Origin of the sequence: Flavobacterium adiutor (genome assembly GCF_048282555.1) — a bacterium.
Lineage (GTDB): Bacteria > Bacteroidota > Bacteroidia > Flavobacteriales > Flavobacteriaceae > Flavobacterium.
In genome coordinates this window covers 2,027,777-2,048,354 of record NZ_CP182487.1, presented here as the reverse complement: position 1 = coordinate 2,048,354, position 20,578 = coordinate 2,027,777, and the positions used below count along the sequence as shown (strand labels likewise).

Genomic DNA, 20,578 nt, shown 5'->3' with positions numbered 1-20,578 from the left:
ATTTTATTGGTAAAAATCATTAGTAATAATTGCAAAAAAAATATCTACTATGAGAACAAAATTATTTTCCTTCGCTATTATGTTCGTATCCATGGTAAGTTTTGCACAGCAAGATGCTCAATTTACGCAATACATGTACAACACCATAAACATCAATCCTGCCTATGCAGGTTCTCGTGGAGCTTTAAGCATTTTCGGTTTATACCGTACGCAGTGGGTTGGACTGGATGGTGCTCCAGAAACTGGTTGCCTGTCTTTCAATAGCCCAATAAACAACAGTAATTTAGGTATAGGAGCCTCTTTGCTTAATGACAAAATTGGCCCTACAAATGAAACCAACTTCTCTGTTGATATTTCTTACACTGTACAGACATCAGCTGATTTTAAATTGTCTTTTGGTATTAAAGGCACAGCAAACATGTTCAATCTAGATGTTAATAAATTGAATCCAGATGTTGCAGGAGATCCTCAATTTCAGGATTTTAACAATAAATTTTCTCCTAATCTCGGTGCAGGGATTTACTGGCATTCCGATAAAGCTTATCTAGGTTTATCTGTACCGAATTTTATCGAAACAAATCGTTACAATGACAATGATGTTGTCATTTATAAAGATAAGATCAATTATTACTTTATGGCCGGATATGTTTTTGATCTGGACAAATACCAATATATAAAATTTAAACCTGCGTTGCTGACCAAAATGGTAGAAGGAGCCCCACTACAAGTAGATGTATCCGCCAATTTCATGCTTATCGACAAATTTATAGTGGGTGTTGCTTACCGATGGAGTGCTTCATTAAGCGCTATGATTGGGTTTCAGATTACTGATGGCCTCTATCTGGGGTATGGCTACGATCGTGAAACCACCAACTTAAACAATTACAACTCAGGATCCCATGAAATATTCCTGCGCTATGAATTTGTCACTAAAAATGGTAAAATAACAACTCCTCGTTTCTTCTAAAAATAGTTATCATGAAAAAGTTTATACTACTTTGCTTCACAATAGTAAGTGTTTTTTCATTCAGATGTTATTCCCAACAATCGAAAGTGAACGCTGCTGATAAAAAATACGATGGTTATGCTTACATCGATGCCATAAAAACCTATGAAAGAGTAGCCCGGAAAGGATACAAATCAGAAAATATGTTTAAAAAACTTGGGAATTCTTATTATTTTAATTCTGATTTTGAAGGTGCTGTAAAATGGTACGGAGAGTTATTTGGCATGAATGCAAATCCTGAACCTGAATTTTATTACAGATATGCCCAATCTCTAAAATCGACTGGTAATACAGACCTGGCTAATAAAATTCTCTCTGAATTTAACTCTAAATATCAAAATGACAACCGTGCTAAACTTTACAAAGAAAATGTAAATTACCTTGATAAGATCAAAGCCAACTCAGGACGCTATACTATTGAAGATGCTGGAATCAACTCACAATATTCTGACTACAGTGCTTTTGTAGCGAACAATAAAATTTATTTTGCTTCGGCTCGTGACACCGGTAATTTTTCACAGCGTAAACACAAATGGACAGGTGAATATTTTACTAATTTATATGTTACTGATGTAGATTCTGCAAAAGTAAAAAAGTTTAGAACTGCACTAAATACCAAATTCCACGAATCTTCTCCTATACTTACCAAAGACGGAAAAACGATCTATTTTACACGTAATAATTATTTAGATGGAAAAAAAGGAAAAAATGAAAACAAAATTACTTTTATCAAAATTTACAAAGCAACTCTTGAAAATGGCAAATGGACTAATATTAGAGAACTTCCCTTCAGCAGCAACAATTACAGCACTGCTCATCCTGCACTTAGCCCTGATGAAAGAACTTTATATTTTGCTTCTGATATGCCCGGCAGTATTGGTCAGTCAGATCTCTACAAAGTCACTATCAATGAAAAAGGTGAATACGGCAAACCTCAAAATTTAGGAACATCAATCAACACAGAAGGCAGGGAAACATTTCCGTATATCAGTAATGAAAACGAAATTTATTTTGCCTCAGACGGTCATCCCGGACTTGGAGGACTGGATGTTTTTGTAGGCCAGATTAATCCTGATGGAAGCATTAATGATATCCAAAATATTGGTGCAGATATTAATTCAACTAAAGATGATTTTGCCTATACTATTAACATAGACACAAGAGAAGGCTATTTTAGTTCCAACAAAGATGGAGGTAAGGGTTCTGATGATATTTATAAATTTCTGGAAACACGAAGATTAAAATGTACTCAGGAATTATATGGTCTTATTACCGATGAAGCTACCGGAATGATTTTACCGGGGGCAAAAGTCAGTTTATATGACCGGAATTTGAATCTCAAAAGCACCATCAATGCTGATGATACCGGAAATTATAATTTTAAAGTTGAATGTAAAGAATCGTATTATGTGAGGGCAGAAAAACCAGAATATAACACCAAAGAAGTAAGTATTGAAATTCCTGATAAAACCGGCAGAACAAATCTTCCGATAGCTTTAGAAAGTGCTAAATGCAAAGTTACTATTGGGGATGATTTAGGAAAATGTTTCGGTATTAAAATGATTTATTTTGACCTTGACAAATCGAACATCCGGGAAGAAGCTGCGCTGGATTTAGAAAAAATATTAGATGTACTCAATCAAAATCATAAAATGAAACTTGATATTCGCTCCCATACAGACAGCAGGGCAAGTCATAAATACAACGAAACTTTGTCAGACAAAAGAGCAAAATCTACCATCGAATGGCTTATTACAAACGGGGTGGCAAAAAATCGTTTAACCGGCAGAGGCTACGGCGAAACACAACTTGTAAACGAATGTTCTGATAATGTAAAATGCAGCGAAGAAAAACACCAGGAAAACAGACGAAGCGAATTTATTATAACCGCTTTATAAAAGTAAAATACCAAAAACCAATTCACCTTAGCTACCCTTCGGGGTAGCTTCTTAAAAAAATAAGTCGTTGCAAACATCACTTTACAACGACTTAATAACTAAACCTGAATACTAACTCTCTTTTTTAAATTTTTGCAAAAATATTGGTATAATACTTTTTACCAGTTTCTGCATCAATTTTAACAGCAATACCAAAATGAGTATAATCTCCTTCGATATTTTGTTTATGGGATGGACTATCTAACCAGGCATTTAAAACACCTTCAGCGGTTTGATAATTATATGCAATATTTTCTCCAACTTTTTTAGCACCCAGAACGTTAATAATATTCTCTGAACGGGCTACAAAATCATTATGATTTACAACTTTATTTGCAATCATATAATAATCGTGTTCTTCTGATTTAAAAGAGATATGATTGACTGTTTTTAAACTATTCAATCCTATACTTACACGATACTCATTTATTAACTCAATCACTTCTAATTCTGAAGCATTGTAATTATATTGTGTCACAAGACCAGATGTAGATTCATTATTGCTTTCAACTGAATCTGATGAACAAGAACCAAAAATATTGACAACAGCCAAAAGCACTATTGTCTTAAGCAGTTTCTTCATAAAATAATTAGGTTAAAATATAAAGCAGAATTTGGGACAATTCTTTTTAATATTTGGAAACGTTATTAATTTACACTTCAAAAAAACAAAATTATCGTTTAATTGACAAATTTAATCGATGAAATGCGTTATTTTTTTAAATTTGTAATAAAAAGACTATTTTTTTTAGGGAGATAATCGCTGTATACTCCAACTATAATCCGGCTGACTTTTATAACAGATTCTGTCATGTAGTCTATTCGCTCTTCCTTGCCAGAATTCAACCTCTAATGGAGAAACGATATAACCTCCCCAGTTTTCGGGTCGCGATATTGATTTCCCTTCAAAAAAACTTTCCAGTTTCTTTAAATTTTCTTCTAAAAAAGACCTAGACGGAATTACTTCGCTTTGGTTAGAAACAACAGCGCCTAATTTACTTCCCTCAGGACGCGAATCAAAATAATTGTCTGATATAATCTCAGAAGTTTTTTGAGCTATTCCTTTTATAATAACCTGACGTTCCATTTCCGGCCAGAAAAAAGAGAGACATACGTGCGGATTTGCTGCAATCGCCTTCCCTTTCTCCGAATTATAATTGGTATAAAAAACAAATCCCTCTTCAGAGAATTTCTTTAATAAAACTACTCTCGATTTGGGGAAACCATCTAACCCAATGGTAGAAACAGTCATGGCATTTACTTCTCCGCTACCTCCAAAATCTTCTACTTCATGAAACCACCGGTTAAAAAGGTTAATCGGATCTTCAGGAATAGAGGATTCTAACAATTCACTTTTTTCATAGGATCGCCTATAATTGCTTAAATCGTTCATTTTTCATTTTTGCTACAGGTTAATTATAAGATGTGAAATGCAAAATAATAACAGTAAAACTAAAAAATATTACATCTCACTCTTTACTCTTTACTCTTTACTCTTTACTCTTTACTCTTTACTCTTACTCTTTACTCTTTACTCTTTACTCTTTACTCTTTACTCTTTACTCTTTACTATTTACTATTTACTATTTACTCTTTACTATTTACTATTTACTATTTACTATTTACTATTTACTCTTTACTATTTACTCTTTACTATTTACTATTTACTCTTTACTCTTTACTCTTTACTCTTTACTCTTTACTCTTTACTCTTTACTCTTTACTATTTACTCTTTACTATTTACTCTTTAGTCTTCACTATTTACTTTTTACTTTTTCACATCACTAAACTCAAAAGAAACTCCATCATCTGCTAAAACTACATTTGAAAAAATGGTTTCAGCTTCTTCCTTAAAACGTTGAATTGTTTCGTATCTTGTTGAATAATGCCCTAAAATTAATTGCTTCGCATTTGCTTTCAAAGCAATCGTTGCAGCTTCTTTGGCGGTTGAATGTAATGTTTTTTGTGCCAAAGCAGATTCGGATTCTAAAAAAGTAGATTCGTGATATAAAATATCAACATTTTCTATAATCGGAATAATAGCTTCATTATAAACTGTATCAGAACAGAAAGCATAACTTTTTGGCAGAATTGGATCAAAAGTCAGTTTTTCGTTTTCGATTACAGTTCCGTCATCCAACGTAATATCTTGACCGCTTTTTATTTTCTGATAATAAGCAACATTAATATTATAACGCTGAACCGCTTCAATATTTAATTTTCTTTCGTCTGGTTTTTCTATAAAGAGATAACCATTCGTATAAACCCGATGCTTTAACGGAATAGTTTTGATCATAACTTTCTTATCTTCAAAAACAACTTCACTTTCTTTTGATTCTAATTCATGAAAAAACAAACTGTAAGTAGTCCATGATTCGGTCAGTTTCAATTGAAGAAGGATCAGTTCTTTAATTCCTTTTGGTCCATAAATATGTAAGTCGGCAGTTCTACCTAACAGAGAAAAAGTCGAAACAGTACCAATTAATCCGTAAAGATGGTCTCCGTGAAGATGCGAAATAAAAATGTGATTAATTTTGGAGAATTTAATCTTATTTTTCCGAAGCTGAACCTGTGTTCCTTCACCACAGTCAATCAAAAACAGCCTGTTTTTGATTTCTAAAACCTGTGCCGTAGGGTTTGTAATTGTTCTTGGAGTGGCGGCATAGCAGCCAAGTATAGTTAACTTCAATTTTATATTTATTCGTTTATCAGGTAAAATCTTTTAATTGCCAAGGGCTAAAAATAGATAAAAAAATGATTAAACAGTCAAATAAATTTAATCTATTAATTTATTTAAACGAATGAATATATAAATAACGGAATACTAAAACCCTAAATCTCTTTCTATTTCCTCCATTTCGATAATGTCGTGAGCTTCCAAAAGAGAGGGAACAACAGTTAATTTATCAGAAATAGCATTAAAATCAAGTGCTGTGGCTACGATTACAAATGATTTTTTTGCTTTTTTTTGCTGTTTGGAAAGCGGTAAAAAAAGCTTCAGATCACTTTCAGATAAATTGGAATCCGAAGTTAAATCGATAATAATATTTTGTTTTTCAAAGGTTTTAAACTGCTGCGTCACTTTATCCAAAAAAGATTTAAAATCTCCCTGAGTATCTTTAATAGTAACGGTATGTCCTTTTTGATCTACTTTCATTTTATAATTTGTGGGGCTTATATAAAAATTGATATTTCTGAAGGCAAAGGTAAGAAGTTTTTTTATTTGTTGTTTCTTGTTTCAGGTTTTTGCTTTATCTTGAATATTTGTTTGAAAAGTTTTATCATTTCGACCTTTTTGGAGAAATCAACTCGTAAGTCGACAAAGATTGGCTCATACATTGCGGAGTTACTAGTGTGATTTCTCCCTTCGCTCAAAATGACAAACGTTACGCAACTTGAAACATTAAACCTGAAACAAAACTAAATCTACTGAATTTTAGAAGCCAAAAGATAAATAACCGCCATTCTAATCGCAACACCATTCTCTACCTGATTCAAAATCACCGAATGTTCAGAGTCGGCAACTTCAGATGTAATCTCTACTCCCCTGTTGATGGGTCCCGGGTGCATGATTACGATTTCTTTTCCAAGGGAATCCAAAAGCGGTTTATCCACTCCGTATTGCTGCGCATATTCACGTGTTGACGGGAAAAAATTCACATCCATACGTTCGTTTTGTACACGAAGCATGTTTGCCACATCACACCATTCCAGCGCTTTGCGTAAATTCGGTTCAACCGTAACACCAAGCGACTCAATATATCTTGGAATCAGTGTTTTTGGTCCGCAGACTTTTACTTCTGCACCCTGCATCTGCAGAGCATATATATTGGATAAGGCAACTCTTGAATGGAGAATATCCCCCACAATAACGACTTTTTTTCCGGCAACATCGCCCAGTTTTTCTCTGATTGAATAACTGTCTAACAAAGCCTGAGTTGGATGTTCGTGTGCTCCGTCTCCGGCGTTTACGATACTGGCTTTAACATTTTTAGATAAAAAATAAGCCGCTCCGGGATTAGAGTGGCGCATAACAACCATATCCACTTTCATCGAAAGGATATTGTTTACAGTATCAATCAGGGTTTCTCCTTTTTTAACCGAAGACTGAGCCGCAGAAAAACTGATAACATCAGCAGATAAACGTTTCTGCGCCAACTCAAAGGAAAGTTTGGTTCTGGTACTGTTTTCAAAGAAAATATTGGCAATGGTAATATCTCGTAATGAAGGAACTTTTTTAATTGGCCGGTTAATGACTTCTTTAAAATGATCTGCCGTTTCAAAAATCAGGTTTATATCATTTTCGTTGATATATTTAATTCCTAATAAATGATTTACGCTTAATTCTTTCATTTTTGTTTCTTTAATATTATTTGTCAAATTCTGAACGACGAAATGTCCGGCATCCAATGCTTCTTTAAAGAGCAGCTACTCTATTGGATCATTCGGTCTACAACTTCACTGTAATCCTGTAAATCCCTGTCATCTTCATCAAAAATCTTTTGCCATCTGAAACCCGGAATTTCAATTTTTGTCCTTGCCGATTCATTCCAGTTGACTTCAAAATCGTTGTTTCTTAGCACTTCCGCAACTTTCTTGCCTACAGCGATAGTAGTTGCTTCATCTGAATTATCTACTTTTTGAAAAGCGATATATAAAGCCGGATCTTCAATCGCAATTGCTCTTGCTAAATCTTGTTCATGATAAAAACAATAACCGTCTGACACCACTCCATTTTCCTGAAGTTCTCTTTCTACCTCGACAACCTCGTATTCGCCGTCACTTGTTGTATATCCGGCATTGTGAAGCGCAATGATGTTTTCGTCTGCCAATTCATCAAACGCTTTTATCAGCTTTTCGGTATCTGTTGGCGTTTTCCAGTGTTTGATTTCTTCCAGCAGTTTTTTGTATTCTTCGTCGATTATTTCAAAAGCCCATGCTTGTGAAATTTCGTCATCAAATTCGTTATCTTCAATTTCTTCTATAATGTTCTCTTTGATTTCATCAATAGAAAGAAATCCCATTCTTACCTGATTAAAAATTGATTCATAAATGAACGCTTCGTTTTCTGTCATGACTCAGTTTTCAATTTTTAACGATTTCTTTTAATTGGTAACCAAATACACTACATCTTCGCCGTCATTTTCTTTCCAGCTCACTTTTACTTTTTCGCCATTAATAGCATCTACCTGGCGGCCTCGGTAATCGGGCTGAATAGGCAAATTACGGCTAAAACGTCTGTCGATTAACACCAGTAATTCGATTTCTGAAGGTCTCCCGAAAGACTGAATGGCAGTCAAAGCCGAACGAATACTTCTTCCTGTAAACAATACATCATCGATAAAAATAACTTTTTTGTCTTCTACTATAAAATTGATTTGGGTTTTATTGGCTTCAAGCGGTTTATCCGTACGACGGAAATCATCTCTAAAAAAAGTGATGTCCAGATAACCTAAAGTAATTTCATGAACCTGGTATTCGTTCTCTAATATTTGTTTTAAACGTTCAGCTAAAAAAACGCCTCTTGGCTGAATTCCGACCAAAATGGTATTAGAGAAATCAAGATGTTTTTCGATTAACTGACAAGCCAAACGATGGAGTATGATAGTAACTTCTTTCGAATTAAGTAATACTTTTTGACTCATAAGTGATTGTAATGTTTGGTTGCGCAAATATACGGAATTGGAATTTATTTGTTGGGGTGTTGGGGTTGGAAATATTTTTTTATTCAACTTTTTAAAATTTATAAACATCCACTGTTTACTTAATAAATATTTACATAAAAAACTATATTTTAGCCAATTACCAAAAACTAACTAATTAAACTTATGGAAACAACTTCAATTAAAAACATTAGAATTATTCGTGATGAAATTAGAGAAAAAATAAAAACCGCACCGATTCGAGACAACAAAGACAATACATATGGAAGTGAAAATGAATATACATATAAAGGGATTATTGCAGGAATTGAAAATCTCCTTATTGATATTTCAACCTTGACAAGATCTCCAAACAAATTTCTAGCACTTTCAACATATTCAGAAAGAAGTACTATTCATAGTTATTTAGATACTATAAATACACATTTTTCAACTCCTAACAATTTTATCCCTCAATTCGAAGCCTTAAAAATACTTTTAAGAAGTTTCAATATTAGAACACAACAGATCGACAAATTGAATTCGAACAAGAAATAGGAAATATTTCGAGGCTAAAAATTGAGGCTCAAGAAAATTTAGAAGTAATTAAAGCTACTAAAGAAAATATTGAATCTGATAATAAAACCATAAATAAAAATATTAATTCTTCAAAAGAAAAATTAGAAGAGATCGAAAATGAATTAGAAGAAATACTTAAAAGAAGGGATGATCTAATTTCAGAATCTGAAAGAATAAAAAACTACAATGATGAACTTTCTTTGGCTAAAGGTAAAGCAGATAAAAATCTAGAACAAATAACAATATCAGCAAACGAAAGTAAATCAAATGAAAAACTAATCACATCTTTTGCAAATAAAGTTCAAGATCGAGAGCAAAAATTCACTGAATTAGAATTTGCTACAGAACAAAACTTCAAAAAATTAATAGAATATCAAACAGAGAGAGAAAACATAATTAATGAAGCTACGAATTTAATTGAGTCAGCCAAACAAGCCTTAAATTATAAAACTGCTGAAGGAATTAGTGCATCATTTCAAGTTCAATATGACAAAGCCAATAATAAATGGATTTTTGGAAGCTGGATAACTGGAGCTATTTTATGTTTAATCACATCAATATCCATCGGTATTTGGATCGTAACAGAAATCACCGATGATACTTTTATTTTTATTGCAAGAGTTTCATTATTGCCTTTTCCAATTATTGGAGCCGTTTTTTGTGCAAATCAATATATAAGACAAAAAAATATAATTGAAGATTACGCTTACAAAATGGTACTTGCTAAATCTATCGTCGGATTTTCAGAGCAACTCAAAAAGAATTGCAGTGAAGATAATGCAGAATACATTCATTACATAAAAACTGCATTGGAAGAAATCCACAAAGACCCTCTAAGAAAAAGAGTTTCTTCCGAAAGTTCAAAACCTGGAAATGTTAATTTAACTCAAATTGGTGATCTAGTAGAAAAACTTTCTAAGGCTGTTAAACCGTAACATAAAAAATACTATGGCCAAACGATAATCCTAAAACATTTCCAAAAAATTCTATAACACATCTTCCGGATTCGTAATGTAATTTTAAATTGAATTTAAAAACTCAAAATCATGCAAAATAAAATTACAAGATTGTTAATGGTATTGTTCATACTATTTTCATTTACAAGCTGCGAACTAGTAGGAGACATTTTTAAAGCCGGAATTGGTGTCGGCATCTTTATCGTGATTTTTATCATTGCGATTATTATCTGGATCTTTGCCAAAGTCTTCAAAAGGTAAAAAATAAAAAATCCCAAATTCATTTTTAATTGGAATTTGGGATTTTTAGTATTTGTTATTTATGGATTAAAGATTATACATCTTCTTTCTTTGCTCCTGAATCTTTTCATCATCAAGATATTCGTCAAATGTCATGTAACGGTCGATCACTCCGTTTGGTGTCAATTCTACGATTCTGTTACCCACAGTCTGTGCGAACTCGTGGTCATGCGTTGTGAAAATTACAGAACCTTTAAAGTTTTTCAATGAGTTATTGAAAGCGGTAATAGACTCCAAATCTAAATGGTTGGTTGGTTCATCCAGCATTAAAACGTTTGCGCGCTCCATCATCATTCTGGACAACATACAACGTACTTTTTCTCCTCCTGATAAAACTCTAGACGTTTTTAAAGCTTCTTCTCCAGAGAAAATCATTTTCCCTAAGAAACCTCTAATAAATACCTCATCACGCTCTTCTTCCGTTTTAGCGTACTGACGTAACCAATCTACTAAAGTTAAGTCATTTTCGAAGTATTTATGGTTTTCAGCTGGTAAATACGCTTGGTTGGTTGTAATTCCCCAGTCGAAAGTTCCAGCATCTGCTTTTTGCTCACCGTTTAAAATTTCGTAGAAAGCTGTTGTAGCACGTGAATCTTTAGAGAACAGCACGATTTTATCGCCTTTCGCCATATTTAAATCTACATCTTTAAACAGAACTTCCCCATCTACAGAAGCAGACAAACCTTCTACATTCAAAATCTGATCTCCTGCTTCACGATCCTGATCGAAGATAATCGCAGGATAACGACGGCTGGATGGTTTGATTTCGGCAATATTCAATTTCGAAATCATTTTTTTACGAGAAGTCGCTTGTTTCGATTTCGCCACGTTTGCGCTAAAACGACGAATAAATTCTTCCAGTTCTTGTTTCTTCTCTTCAGCTTTTTTGTTTTGCTGTGCACGCTGTTTTGCCGCTAATTGGCTAGACTCGTACCAGAACGTATAGTTTCCTGAGTAGTGATTGATTTTTCCGAAATCAATATCAGAAATATGGGTACAAACCGCATCTAAAAAGTGACGGTCGTGAGATACCACAATTACCGTGTTTTCGTAGTTTGCCAAGAAGTTTTCTAACCAGGCAATGGTCTCGAAATCCAAATCGTTGGTAGGCTCATCCATAATAAGCAAGTCAGGATTCCCGAAAAGCGCCTGCGCCAAAAGCACACGTACTTTCATTTTCCCTTCCATATCTGCCATTAAAGTATAATGATCTGCTTCTGTGATTCCTAAGTTAGACAACATCGCTGCAGCATCAGAATCAGCGTTCCATCCGTTCATTTCTTCAAACTGAACTTGTAACTCTCCTATTCTGTCTGCATTGGCATCGTTATAGTCTAAATAAAGCTCATCCATTTCTTTTTTAACAGCATACAGTACTTTATTCCCCATTAAAACGGTTTCTAAAACAGTATGTTCGTCGAACATGTTGTGGTTCTGGTTTAAAACCGACATACGTTTTCCTGGTTCTAAATGAATGTGTCCGGAAGTTGGGTCGATATCGCCCGAAATAACTTTTAAGAAAGTAGATTTTCCAGCACCATTGGCTCCAATAACGCCGTAAATATTTCCATGAGTGAAAGTTGTATTTACTTCATCAAATAAAACTCTTTTACCAAACTGAACTGATAAATTATTGACTGTTAACATGAATGTCTTTTTAATTAATTTGGTGCAAAAGTACGGAAAAAGGTTCAGAGTTGCAAAGATGCTAAGGTGCTAAGTTTTTTTATGTGAATGAGTATTTCCCCCGAAAGTCGTGAAGACGCAAAATTTTGTTTTACCAAGATTATTACTGCGTAAGTTTGTCATTTCGACGAAGGAGAAATCACACTCGTATATCGACAAAGATGGGAAACATACTTTACGGAGTTACTTGTGTGATTTCTCCCTCTGGTCGAAATGACAGCCATAATCTTAAATTATGCTTTTAAGTAAAAACTACATTTTACTTTCTTTCACTAAAGCTACTTCTAAACTTTCATAATTCGAAACTACTTTTTTGATTACTCCTTCTTTGTCCAAAATAAAATGGGTTGGAAATGCATTCAGCTGCAAAGCATTATTCATATATTCTTTCATATCGGGAATTACGGAATATGATAATGGTTTTCTTGCCAAAAAAGTTTTTAATTGTTCCGGTGTATCTTCGGCAAGGCTTAAAAAAAGAATGTCTTTTCGGTCTTTATATTTTGAAACTAATGCGTTGACCTGTGGGAATTCTTTAATACAGGCTGCGCAATGAATGTACCAGCATTTTATTACGATGATTTTGCCTTTCATAGATTCATTGGTAACCAGATTTCCGTCTAAATCTTTAAAGGAGAATTCCGGAAAAGGTTTTCCTTCCGCTTCATAATTTTTTAAGGCATCAAACGCTTGCTGGTTGATTGTTGCTTTAATACTGGTATCTGATTTAGGCTGAATTTTAAACAGCTTGTAATAGTAAATTGAGTCAGCAGATTTTAAACGGATTGGAATAACACTACCGTTCACCAATTGATCCAAAAATGATTCTTTTGAGATTTCTTTTGACTCAAGATCAAGTGCCGTAAAATCTCTTGAAAGCATAATGTTTTTGCTTTGGTAAGCTGACCACTCACTGAAATTCTTTTGAATTTGAATGGGATCAATCTCCGGGTTTCCGAGTTTATTTTGACTGAAACCAGAAGTAAAAATTAGAAATAAAAACAGTTGGCTGATGAATTTAGGCATGGTTTATTTGGACAATATTTAAGATTCAAAAATACTTAAAAAATAGTTTAAAAATCATTATTTAGATTTGCCTATATTCGTTAAAAATTCTGACCAAAATGACGTTTCCATTTCAATTTGAAATCTTTGAAAAAACCTTTTACTGGCATTTCATATTTGAAACTTTAGCCTTTTTTATTGGAATAAGGGTTTATTATTTTCTGAAAAAAAGAATTGAGGATCCTATCTCTGATACGAATCGCTTAATTATTATGATTGGAGCCATGATAGGCGCTTTGGCCGGATCGCGAGTTATTGCTTTATTCGAAAATCCGTCTCTGATTTCTAACCAGACTTTTTTAACTTTTTACCAAAATAAGACCGTTGCCGGAGGTTTTTTGGGCGGACTGCTGGGTGTTGAAATCATAAAAAAAATAATTGGAGTAAAAATAGCTTCGGGAGATTTGTATGTTATTCCAATTATTACTGCGCTATTTATTGGGAGAATTGGTTGTTTTTCCATGGGAATCGCTGAACCAACTTATGGAAACGTGACTACTTTTTTTACCGGAATGAATTTAGGAGATGGTTTACAAAGACATCCTGTTGCGCTGTATGAAATGTTTTTTATGGTTTTGCTTTTCTTCTTTTTTCAGAGTATAAAAAATAAAAGCCTGATAAATGGTGACCGTTTTAAACTTTTTATGGTTTTATATTTTTTGTTCCGTTTTATGGTTGAGTTTTTAAAACCTTACGAAGCTTTATTACTACATTTAAGCAGTATTCAATGGAGCGCTATTTTTATTTTTATATATTACCATAAATTTCTATTGAGAATAACTACTATTAAAAACAAACAAAAGACTTATTTTACATCTTAACTTATTTAAATGAAAACCCGCGATTATATCTTTTATGATTACACAAAAAGTCTGTGTCAGCATTGTTTGACTCTTGTTGATACAAAAATTGTATTTCAGGACAATAAAGTCTGGATGCTAAAACATTGCAAAATCCACGGAGAAATGAAGTCGATGATTGCAGACGATGTTGCTTATTACAAACAAATTCGCAATTACAACAAACAATCTGAAATGCCTTTGAAATTTAATACAAAAGTGCATTATGGCTGTCCGTATGATTGCGGATTGTGTACAGATCACGAACAACATTCGTGTCTAACTATTGTAGAAGTTACGGATCGCTGTAATTTAGCCTGTCCGACGTGTTACGCTAATTCAGCTCCAAATTATGGCAGACATCGAACATTAGAAGAAATTGAAAAAATGTTTGATGTGGTAGTTGCCAATGAAGGAGAACCGGATGTTGTTCAGATTTCGGGAGGAGAACCGACTGTACATCCTGAGTTTTTTAAAATTTTGGATATTGCCAAAACCAAACCTATCAAACATTTAATGCTCAACACAAACGGTATCCGTATTGCGAAAGACATTAAGTTTGTAGAAAGGCTGGCAAGCTACATGCCTGATTTTGAAATTTATCTGCAATTCGATAGTTTTAAACCTGAAGTATTAGAAAAATTACGAGGTGAAGATTTAACAGAAGTACGCAAAAAAGCAATCGAACATCTAAATGAATTTAATATTTCGACTACATTGGTAGTTACGCTTCAAAAAGGAGAAAATGATGATGAAATTGGTGAGATAATTGAATATGCTTTAAAGCAAAAATGTGTTCGTGGCGTTACTTTTCAGCCTACTCAAGTTGCGGGAAGAAATGATAATTACGATGACTTTTCAGGAAGAATAACACTAACCGAAGTACGCCGGAAAATTTATGAGCAGTTTCCGCTTTTTACGCCACAGGACTTAATTCCGGTTCCTTGTAATCCGGATGCGCTATGTATGGCTTATGCATTAAAAATTGATGGTGAGGTTTTCCCCATGACGTATTTGGTTAACCCGGAAGATTTACTAAATAATTCTAAAAACACGATAGTTTTTGAACATGATGAAAAGCTAAAAACACACATGCTAAATTTATTCAGCACCGGAATTTCTGTTGATTGCGCAGAAGGTGAATTTAACGAATTAATGTGCTGTCTGCCACGAGTTCAATCGAACTCATTAAATTATAGTAATTTATTTCGAATTCTGATTATGAATTTTATGGATGCTCATGATTTTGATGTCAGAGCAGTAAAAAAATCATGTGTTCATATTGTAAGTGACAAAATGAAAATTATTCCTTTTGAAACGATGAATCTTTTTTACCGCGATCATAAAATTGATCGGATAAGAGAAGAACTGAATGTCTAATTTCTAAAATCAACTTAAAACATGGCGTTTTTAATATCTATTGGTATCATTTTAGCAGTAATTTTTTTTATAGGCCTGGCAGGTTTGATTTCGGGCAAAGGAAATAAGAAAGTTTTTTTAACACTGCTGTTAATCCCCGTTGTCATCGTTACGATCGGATTTGGAACCTGCGTTGTAATTCTAAATGGTCTTTAAATTAAAAATAAAAAATATGGAAGATTTTTTCGTTCTGGTTGGTGGATCTGTGGCTTTTATGAGTGTTATTGCTTTTTTGGTTGGAATTATTCGTTTGATTTTTGTTTCGAGTAACAAAAAATTATCATTGAAAATTATCTTGTTTTCTGTGATTTCTTTTGTGATCGGTTTTGGAACATGTGCAGCAAATTTTTCATTGGGTCCTATGCATTAATAAAAAAAATAGCAAAAAATGCCCCGTTTATAATGCGCTTCGTGAGGATAAAACCAAATTTCTAAAATAATAAGAGTCAATCCTAACCATTTCTTTAAGATTATCTCTGCCTTATTTCTGGCAGAGATAACAAAAAACACTAAATAATGATCGTAACACGAAACGTACTAATTCAAATCAAACTTGATTATTTAATTACTTTTTTTAGACTTGTGTACACTGACAACTCCACATCTGCATAGTCTTTTGTATTACACTCTTCTATTAAATTCATTAATTCATCCGCTTTTAAAGTTGATTTATTTTCTAAAACAAGTAGTAATTGCTGCGAAGCATTACTTAATTTTTTAGCTAATGGCAAAATTGGCTGAACCAAAGGTGCATTGGCACTTAATTCGACTAATTCCTTATTAACACTGATCCATTTATTTAAAAAAGCAACGATTTTTGATTTGTTTTCAGCCGATTTATTCAACATATACTGGTTTACAGCTTCATCAAAAGCTACAGCATCTTTTGCGTCTGGTGTACAGGCATCTGCAAAAAGAGTTAAAGGTGAATACATTTGATATTCTGTGCCTCCTTTGTTTCGTGTGTAACCTTTTAGAGGCTCGCACACATTTGCAAACTCATGAAGCGATTTTATGTTTTGATTGTTCCCAATATTTCTTAAAATAACATCCCGGTTACGGATATGTGTTAGTCCTAATTCTTCTAAACGAAAAGAAACAGTTTCAAGACGTTTGCGCATATTAGCCACATCAGTAATATTCTCGGCAGACCAGAGCCTTTCTGCAATAGCAGCTGTTCTGGGCCATATTCTCGAATCAATTGTAACCGGACTAACAAGTTCTGTCCACATCGTAGCTTCGCCTCCTAAAATCATGGCTTTTTCATCGTCAGACAAATCAGCTCCTTTTGGCATCGGATCGTTTAAATAATGGCTTTCGATCGGATACATCAAATCAATATAAAACCCATTTGACAAAACCGTTTTGTAGCCTTTTTTAACCGCATCAACCAAAGATTTTCCTGCCGGTAAACCTTCATTGGGTCCTCTCCATGAGTGAATGATTGCTTCTTTCGAAAGATCTTTTGTCAAAATTTCTTCCCAACCCATTAACTGTTTACCGTGTTTTTTAAGCATCGGAACCAGCTGCATCGTAAAATACGTTTGGAGTTCATGATTCGTTTCTAAGTTATGTTTCTTTTTAAATTCCTGAATTTTTGGGTTAGCATCCCAGTCTTTTCCCTCATTTTCATCTCCCCCGATATGAAAATAAGACCCCGGAAATAGTGGACATACCTCATCAAAAAGTTCATTTAATATTTTGTACGTTTTAGGATTTGAAGGATCTAATGTTGGCGAAAAAATACCCGCATTTCTTTCAATCCCATAGGCTGCAATTGCCGTACCCTCAATATTCTTTTCGGAGGTCCCTCCATTTAATGTAATCACTTTACTGCCTATTTCAGGATAAGCCGTAAGAATAGCAGATCCGTGTCCGGGAACATCAATTTCGGGAATGATTAAAATACCACGGTCATCAGCATATTTAACCATATTTTTAATTTCCTCCTGTGTATAATACATTCCGTCTGAAGCCAATTCGATTAGCCTCGGATGTTTTTTAGTTTCAATTCTCCAGCCCTGGTCATCAACCAAATGCCAGTGAAAAACATTCATTTTCATCGCAGCCAGTCCGTCAAGATTTCTTTTTACAACATCTACGGGCTCAAAATGTCTTGCAGCGTCCATCATTAATCCTCTCCAGGTAAATCTTGGAAAATCTGAAATCTTTGAATTCGGAAAATAAAATGATGTGCTGTTGCTCTGCAACATTTGCAATAACGTTTCAAGACCATGTAAGGCCCCTAAATCGCTTGTTGCGTTTATTGTAATTTTGTTTTGATTAATATCCAGATGATAGCTCTCGTCTTCATACAAACCAATTTTTCCACTTTTAGCACAGTTTATCTGGAGCTCTGCATTTGGAACTTCGTTTAATTTTGTAATAAAACCCTGCTCGAAAAAAATTCCGGTTCTACCATCCAGTCTGCGTAAAAAACGAGTTACGCCTCCAAAAATTCGTGGATTTGGATTACCTGTTAGGTTAACTTTAAAATTTTTGGTTACTTTAAAATTTCCTTCGCTTAAAACAACACTCTGAGGCCAGGGCATTAGACTTAATTGCTCTTTTTGAATTTGGGCAGACGAGGTAATACCCGCTAATAGTAGGATAAATAAATATTTCATTTTTTTTGCTTGAAAAGATGTTATTCTGAAAGAACTTAATAAATAAAAAATCCAGATGATCTCAATGCCCCCTCACTATCAGTATGAAATCAATCTGAATTAAATAATTTAGATCCGTTCAGAAACGAATCTAAAAAATAGAATTTTAATAATCAAAACGTTTAAAGGCTTCAATAGCGACATACTCTGCAAATCTTAATTCATCATACAAAATAGCTGTATTTTTATTTCGGTCTTCGGCTCTAACCCAAAACTCTCTGGAATCGTTACGCTGAAACATGACTCTGTCTTTCTAATGAATGATGTTATAAAATTGCAGACGTTTCAATAATACTTCAAATGGAGAAAGTGAAACAACCCTATCAATTTCATGATTGTCGCAAAAAATTATAATCTTAACGTTTTCGATTATCTTGTAAAACGCATTCCGCTACCAAGATTAATGCAATATCGCTACCGAATATAATTAAAAAAACAATATCAAAACCGAAATTATTAAAGTAGATTCTCATATTTTTATAAAGTTCAATAAAAATAGGATGAAAATTAATATCGAAGATTTTTTTTCGCTTAAGGAATGAAAGAGCACATCAAAATTGTTACTCGTGACAAAACTTACACTACTCATAAATCTATTACGGTTCAGTTAGAAGAACTGCTTATAATAAATTCATCGCCATTCATAAATTCTATGTAATTGCTATTAATAAAGTTAAGTCTATTGAAGGAAACAGAATTCAAATCATTCACACTTAATTAAGAGTAGGTAGAAACTAAAATGAGGATGTGAAAGCTAAAATTTTAGAATAATCTCTAAATCGATATCGTTGATCTTAAAATAATAACACATTGTTGAATAAATTATGTTGTTCGTATAATTTCTTCATTTTTTATGCTTTTATATTTTTTTTTAAAAGTTGTAACAAATATATTTACCACTTTAAAAACCACTAAAAAAAACTAAAAAAACTTAATTACATTATGAATTCAGAAAATGTACAAACGAAATGGGGGCAATTTATTTCACTGATAATTGTCTTTTTCTTTTGGGGTTTTGTTGGCTCCGCCAATGATATCCTGATTCCCGTATTTAAAAAGGTATTTACTTTATCTCAGGTTCAGTCACAATTAGTAGCCTGGGCATTTTATGCAGCTTATTTTGTTGGATCCATAATCTTCTTTTTAGTTTCAATGAAAGTTGATGTTCTGCAGAAATTTGGATACAAAAAAACACTTTCAGCAGGTTTGATTCTTTCTTCTGTTGGTTCATTTTTATTTGTTCCTGCTGCTACAATGCAAAGCTTCCCTTTCTTTTTAACAGCCTTATTTACAGTTGGTTTAGGTTTTTCAATTCAGCAAATCGTAGCTAATCCTTTAGCCATCAAAATGGGAAGCCCAGCAACAGGTGCGCATCGTTTAACACTGGCTGGAGGAGTAAACTCTTTCGGGACCACCATTGGTGCCATACTATTAGGAATTGCTTTGTTTGGCATGGGAGATAACAAAAAAACGTCGCTTTCATTAGAAGACATTAAGCTGCCATTTATTATTTTGGGGCTTGCTTTTATTGTTGTGGCTGTTTTCATGAATTTTTCTAAAATTGAAGATCCTGAAAAAGAGGAAGAAGCACTTGAAAAAAATGCTCATGAAAAATTTAATATTTTAGACTATCCACAATTGTATTTAGGAATGCTGGCTATATTTATCTATGTTGGAACAGAGGTAACTATAATCAGTAATTTACCAGCCTTACTTCATACTTCAGAATTTGGAAATGTACTTGAAGATGCCATTGCGCCTTTCATTGCCCTCTATTGGGGAAGTTTAATGATTGGACGCTGGAATGGCGGTGTAAATGTGTTTGATTTGTCAAAAACAGCTACTACTGCATTGAAATTCATTGTTCCGGCTTTGGCTTTTGGTGTTATTATCGGAGCTAACATATTTGCAGGTCATGATGTTTCAGGGTTCTATATTTATCCAATCTGGATTTTAATCTTTATCGCAGTTAGCTTTATTGGAGGAAAAAATGCGGGTAAAACACTAATGCTTTTTGGTCTTTCCGGCGTTACGATGATGCTGATTGGATTAGTTTGTACCAATACTGAAATTGCAAAATTCTTTCTTATTTCCGGAGGTCTTTTCTTATCCATCATGTGGCCATCAATATTCGATTTAGCAATTGCAGGTTTAGGAAAAAACACAGGAAAAGCGTCTTCATTCCTTATCATGATGATTCTTGGAGGAGGAGTTATCCCATTAGTTCAGGGAAGCATTTGCGATATTGATCTTACGAGTCCAAACGGAATTTTCGGAATCTCATGGACGCATTTTTCTTATATTATACCACTTTTAGGTTTCGCCTACTTAGGTTTTTATGGTTACTATTGCCCTAAAATATTGAAAAAACAAGGTATCAACCATGTAGAAGGTGGCGGCGGAGGTCACTAATCTTCAAACTCATCATAAAGAAAGTCCCGTATTACGATTGCAATACGGGACTTTTCAATTAAAAACTTAA

19 protein-coding genes and 1 pseudogene are annotated in these 20,578 nt (G+C 33.7%); 9 read left to right on the top strand and 11 right to left on the bottom strand.

Annotation, left to right across the window (positions count from 1 at the left end; genetic code table 11):
- The first annotated feature begins 49 nt into the window (after positions 1 to 49).
- Together ACNC7R_RS08890 and ACNC7R_RS08885 are read left to right on the top strand one after the other, a co-directional pair.
- Positions 50 to 967: a type IX secretion system membrane protein PorP/SprF gene (locus ACNC7R_RS08890; RefSeq protein WP_417940590.1), complete on the top strand. Its 918-nt coding sequence runs from the start codon at positions 50 to 52 to the stop codon at positions 965 to 967.
- An 11-nt stretch (positions 968 to 978) separates the two neighbouring features.
- On the top strand, positions 979 to 2,904 hold the full coding sequence (locus ACNC7R_RS08885) for an OmpA family protein (protein ID WP_417940589.1): 1,926 nt from the start codon (positions 979 to 981) through the stop codon (positions 2,902 to 2,904).
- A 124-nt stretch (positions 2,905 to 3,028) separates the two neighbouring features.
- Here ACNC7R_RS08885 and ACNC7R_RS08880 read toward each other — a convergent pair whose 3' ends face one another.
- From ACNC7R_RS08880 to pyrR, 7 genes are all read right to left on the bottom strand, one after another.
- Entirely contained in the window at positions 3,029 to 3,526 is a 498-nt protein-coding gene (locus ACNC7R_RS08880) for a CAP domain-containing protein (protein ID WP_417940588.1), read from the bottom strand.
- A gap of 165 nt (positions 3,527 to 3,691) precedes the next feature.
- Positions 3,692 to 4,336: a pyridoxamine 5'-phosphate oxidase gene (gene pdxH / locus ACNC7R_RS08875; RefSeq protein ID WP_417940587.1), complete on the bottom strand. Its 645-nt coding sequence runs from the start codon at positions 4,334 to 4,336 to the stop codon at positions 3,692 to 3,694.
- 376 nt (positions 4,337 to 4,712) lie between these two features.
- The gene (locus tag ACNC7R_RS08870) at positions 4,713 to 5,633 is read right to left on the bottom strand and encodes a ribonuclease Z (RefSeq protein WP_417940586.1); all 921 of its coding nucleotides are present in this window, start codon (positions 5,631 to 5,633) and stop codon (positions 4,713 to 4,715) included.
- 135 nt (positions 5,634 to 5,768) lie between these two features.
- Positions 5,769 to 6,101 carry a ribonuclease Z gene (locus ACNC7R_RS08865; RefSeq protein WP_417940584.1) on the bottom strand — a complete coding sequence of 111 codons (333 nt, stop codon included), beginning with the start codon at positions 6,099 to 6,101 and terminating at the stop codon, positions 5,769 to 5,771.
- A 269-nt stretch (positions 6,102 to 6,370) separates the two neighbouring features.
- Complete coding sequence (locus tag ACNC7R_RS08860; RefSeq protein WP_417940582.1) at positions 6,371 to 7,297, bottom strand: aspartate carbamoyltransferase catalytic subunit; 927 nt, start codon at positions 7,295 to 7,297, stop codon at positions 6,371 to 6,373.
- An 80-nt stretch (positions 7,298 to 7,377) separates the two neighbouring features.
- Positions 7,378 to 8,019, bottom strand: coding sequence for a DUF6891 domain-containing protein (locus ACNC7R_RS08855; RefSeq protein ID WP_417940581.1), 642 nt, complete (start codon positions 8,017 to 8,019; stop codon positions 7,378 to 7,380).
- Between the two features lie 30 nt (positions 8,020 to 8,049).
- Positions 8,050 to 8,589, bottom strand: coding sequence for a bifunctional pyr operon transcriptional regulator/uracil phosphoribosyltransferase PyrR (pyrR, locus tag ACNC7R_RS08850; protein WP_417940580.1), 540 nt, complete (start codon positions 8,587 to 8,589; stop codon positions 8,050 to 8,052).
- 183 nt (positions 8,590 to 8,772) lie between these two features.
- Between pyrR and ACNC7R_RS08845 the strand changes: the two genes are divergently transcribed.
- Positions 8,773 to 9,144: a hypothetical protein gene (locus tag ACNC7R_RS08845; protein WP_417940579.1), complete on the top strand. Its 372-nt coding sequence runs from the start codon at positions 8,773 to 8,775 to the stop codon at positions 9,142 to 9,144.
- Positions 9,145 to 9,365: 221 nt separating this feature from the next.
- Positions 9,366 to 10,100 (top strand): hypothetical protein, encoded by a 735-nt coding sequence (locus ACNC7R_RS08840; protein WP_417940578.1) that lies wholly within the window; start codon positions 9,366 to 9,368, stop codon positions 10,098 to 10,100.
- 348 nt (positions 10,101 to 10,448) lie between these two features.
- On the opposite strand, the gene ACNC7R_RS08835 is transcribed toward ACNC7R_RS08840, so the two are convergent.
- Together ACNC7R_RS08835 and ACNC7R_RS08830 are read right to left on the bottom strand one after the other, a co-directional pair.
- Positions 10,449 to 12,068: an ABC-F family ATP-binding cassette domain-containing protein gene (locus ACNC7R_RS08835; protein ID WP_417940577.1), complete on the bottom strand. Its 1,620-nt coding sequence runs from the start codon at positions 12,066 to 12,068 to the stop codon at positions 10,449 to 10,451.
- Between the two features lie 291 nt (positions 12,069 to 12,359).
- The gene (locus ACNC7R_RS08830) at positions 12,360 to 13,133 is read right to left on the bottom strand and encodes a TlpA family protein disulfide reductase (protein ID WP_417940576.1); all 774 of its coding nucleotides are present in this window, start codon (positions 13,131 to 13,133) and stop codon (positions 12,360 to 12,362) included.
- A 98-nt stretch (positions 13,134 to 13,231) separates the two neighbouring features.
- Here ACNC7R_RS08830 and ACNC7R_RS08825 point away from each other — a divergent pair, with 98 nt between their 5' ends.
- Genes ACNC7R_RS08825 through ACNC7R_RS08810 form a run of 4 tightly spaced genes read left to right on the top strand, consistent with a single transcriptional unit; the run spans position 13,232 to position 15,800 of the window.
- Positions 13,232 to 13,993, top strand: a complete 762-nt coding sequence (locus tag ACNC7R_RS08825; protein ID WP_417940575.1) for a prolipoprotein diacylglyceryl transferase family protein — start codon at positions 13,232 to 13,234, stop codon at positions 13,991 to 13,993.
- Positions 13,994 to 14,002: 9 nt separating this feature from the next.
- Positions 14,003 to 15,391, top strand: a complete 1,389-nt coding sequence (locus ACNC7R_RS08820; protein WP_417940574.1) for a radical SAM protein — start codon at positions 14,003 to 14,005, stop codon at positions 15,389 to 15,391.
- 21 nt (positions 15,392 to 15,412) lie between these two features.
- Positions 15,413 to 15,586: a hypothetical protein gene (locus ACNC7R_RS08815; RefSeq protein ID WP_417940573.1), complete on the top strand. Its 174-nt coding sequence runs from the start codon at positions 15,413 to 15,415 to the stop codon at positions 15,584 to 15,586.
- Positions 15,587 to 15,602: 16 nt separating this feature from the next.
- The gene (locus tag ACNC7R_RS08810; protein WP_417940572.1) at positions 15,603 to 15,800 is read left to right on the top strand and encodes a hypothetical protein; all 198 of its coding nucleotides are present in this window, start codon (positions 15,603 to 15,605) and stop codon (positions 15,798 to 15,800) included.
- Between the two features lie 187 nt (positions 15,801 to 15,987).
- Here ACNC7R_RS08810 and ACNC7R_RS08805 read toward each other — a convergent pair whose 3' ends face one another.
- A complete protein-coding gene (locus ACNC7R_RS08805) occupies positions 15,988 to 18,057 on the bottom strand; it encodes a beta-N-acetylhexosaminidase (protein WP_417940571.1) in 2,070 nt (689 codons plus the stop codon).
- Positions 18,058 to 18,202: 145 nt separating this feature from the next.
- Positions 18,203 to 18,436, bottom strand: a pseudogene (locus ACNC7R_RS08800) (glucosamine-6-phosphate deaminase); the annotation flags it as partial.
- Positions 18,437 to 19,038: 602 nt separating this feature from the next.
- Here ACNC7R_RS08800 and ACNC7R_RS08795 point away from each other — a divergent pair.
- Complete coding sequence (locus ACNC7R_RS08795) at positions 19,039 to 20,508, top strand: MFS transporter (RefSeq protein WP_417940570.1); 1,470 nt, start codon at positions 19,039 to 19,041, stop codon at positions 20,506 to 20,508.
- Positions 20,509 to 20,578: the final 70 nt, after the last annotated feature.

Excerpts from the sequence above, each read along its gene's own strand:
- ACNC7R_RS08890 (WP_417940590.1), top strand. The coding sequence starts at position 50 with ATGAGAACAAAATTATTTTCCTTCGCTATTATGTTCGTATCCATGGTA.
- ACNC7R_RS08885 (WP_417940589.1), top strand. The coding sequence starts at position 979 with ATGAAAAAGTTTATACTACTTTGCTTCACAATAGTAAGTGTTTTTTCA.
- ACNC7R_RS08880 (WP_417940588.1), bottom strand. The coding sequence starts at position 3,526 with ATGAAGAAACTGCTTAAGACAATAGTGCTTTTGGCTGTTGTCAATATT.
- pdxH (WP_417940587.1), bottom strand. The coding sequence starts at position 4,336 with ATGAACGATTTAAGCAATTATAGGCGATCCTATGAAAAAAGTGAATTG.
- ACNC7R_RS08865 (WP_417940584.1), bottom strand. The coding sequence starts at position 6,101 with ATGAAAGTAGATCAAAAAGGACATACCGTTACTATTAAAGATACTCAG.
- ACNC7R_RS08860 (WP_417940582.1), bottom strand. The coding sequence starts at position 7,297 with ATGAAAGAATTAAGCGTAAATCATTTATTAGGAATTAAATATATCAAC.
- ACNC7R_RS08855 (WP_417940581.1), bottom strand. The coding sequence starts at position 8,019 with ATGACAGAAAACGAAGCGTTCATTTATGAATCAATTTTTAATCAGGTA.
- pyrR (WP_417940580.1), bottom strand. The coding sequence starts at position 8,589 with ATGAGTCAAAAAGTATTACTTAATTCGAAAGAAGTTACTATCATACTC.
- ACNC7R_RS08845 (WP_417940579.1), top strand. The coding sequence starts at position 8,773 with ATGGAAACAACTTCAATTAAAAACATTAGAATTATTCGTGATGAAATT.
- ACNC7R_RS08835 (WP_417940577.1), bottom strand. The coding sequence starts at position 12,068 with ATGTTAACAGTCAATAATTTATCAGTTCAGTTTGGTAAAAGAGTTTTA.
- ACNC7R_RS08830 (WP_417940576.1), bottom strand. The coding sequence starts at position 13,133 with ATGCCTAAATTCATCAGCCAACTGTTTTTATTTCTAATTTTTACTTCT.
- ACNC7R_RS08825 (WP_417940575.1), top strand. The coding sequence starts at position 13,232 with ATGACGTTTCCATTTCAATTTGAAATCTTTGAAAAAACCTTTTACTGG.
- ACNC7R_RS08820 (WP_417940574.1), top strand. The coding sequence starts at position 14,003 with ATGAAAACCCGCGATTATATCTTTTATGATTACACAAAAAGTCTGTGT.
- ACNC7R_RS08815 (WP_417940573.1), top strand. The coding sequence starts at position 15,413 with ATGGCGTTTTTAATATCTATTGGTATCATTTTAGCAGTAATTTTTTTT.
- ACNC7R_RS08810 (WP_417940572.1), top strand. The coding sequence starts at position 15,603 with ATGGAAGATTTTTTCGTTCTGGTTGGTGGATCTGTGGCTTTTATGAGT.
- ACNC7R_RS08805 (WP_417940571.1), bottom strand. The coding sequence starts at position 18,057 with ATGAAATATTTATTTATCCTACTATTAGCGGGTATTACCTCGTCTGCC.
- ACNC7R_RS08795 (WP_417940570.1), top strand. The coding sequence starts at position 19,039 with ATGAATTCAGAAAATGTACAAACGAAATGGGGGCAATTTATTTCACTG.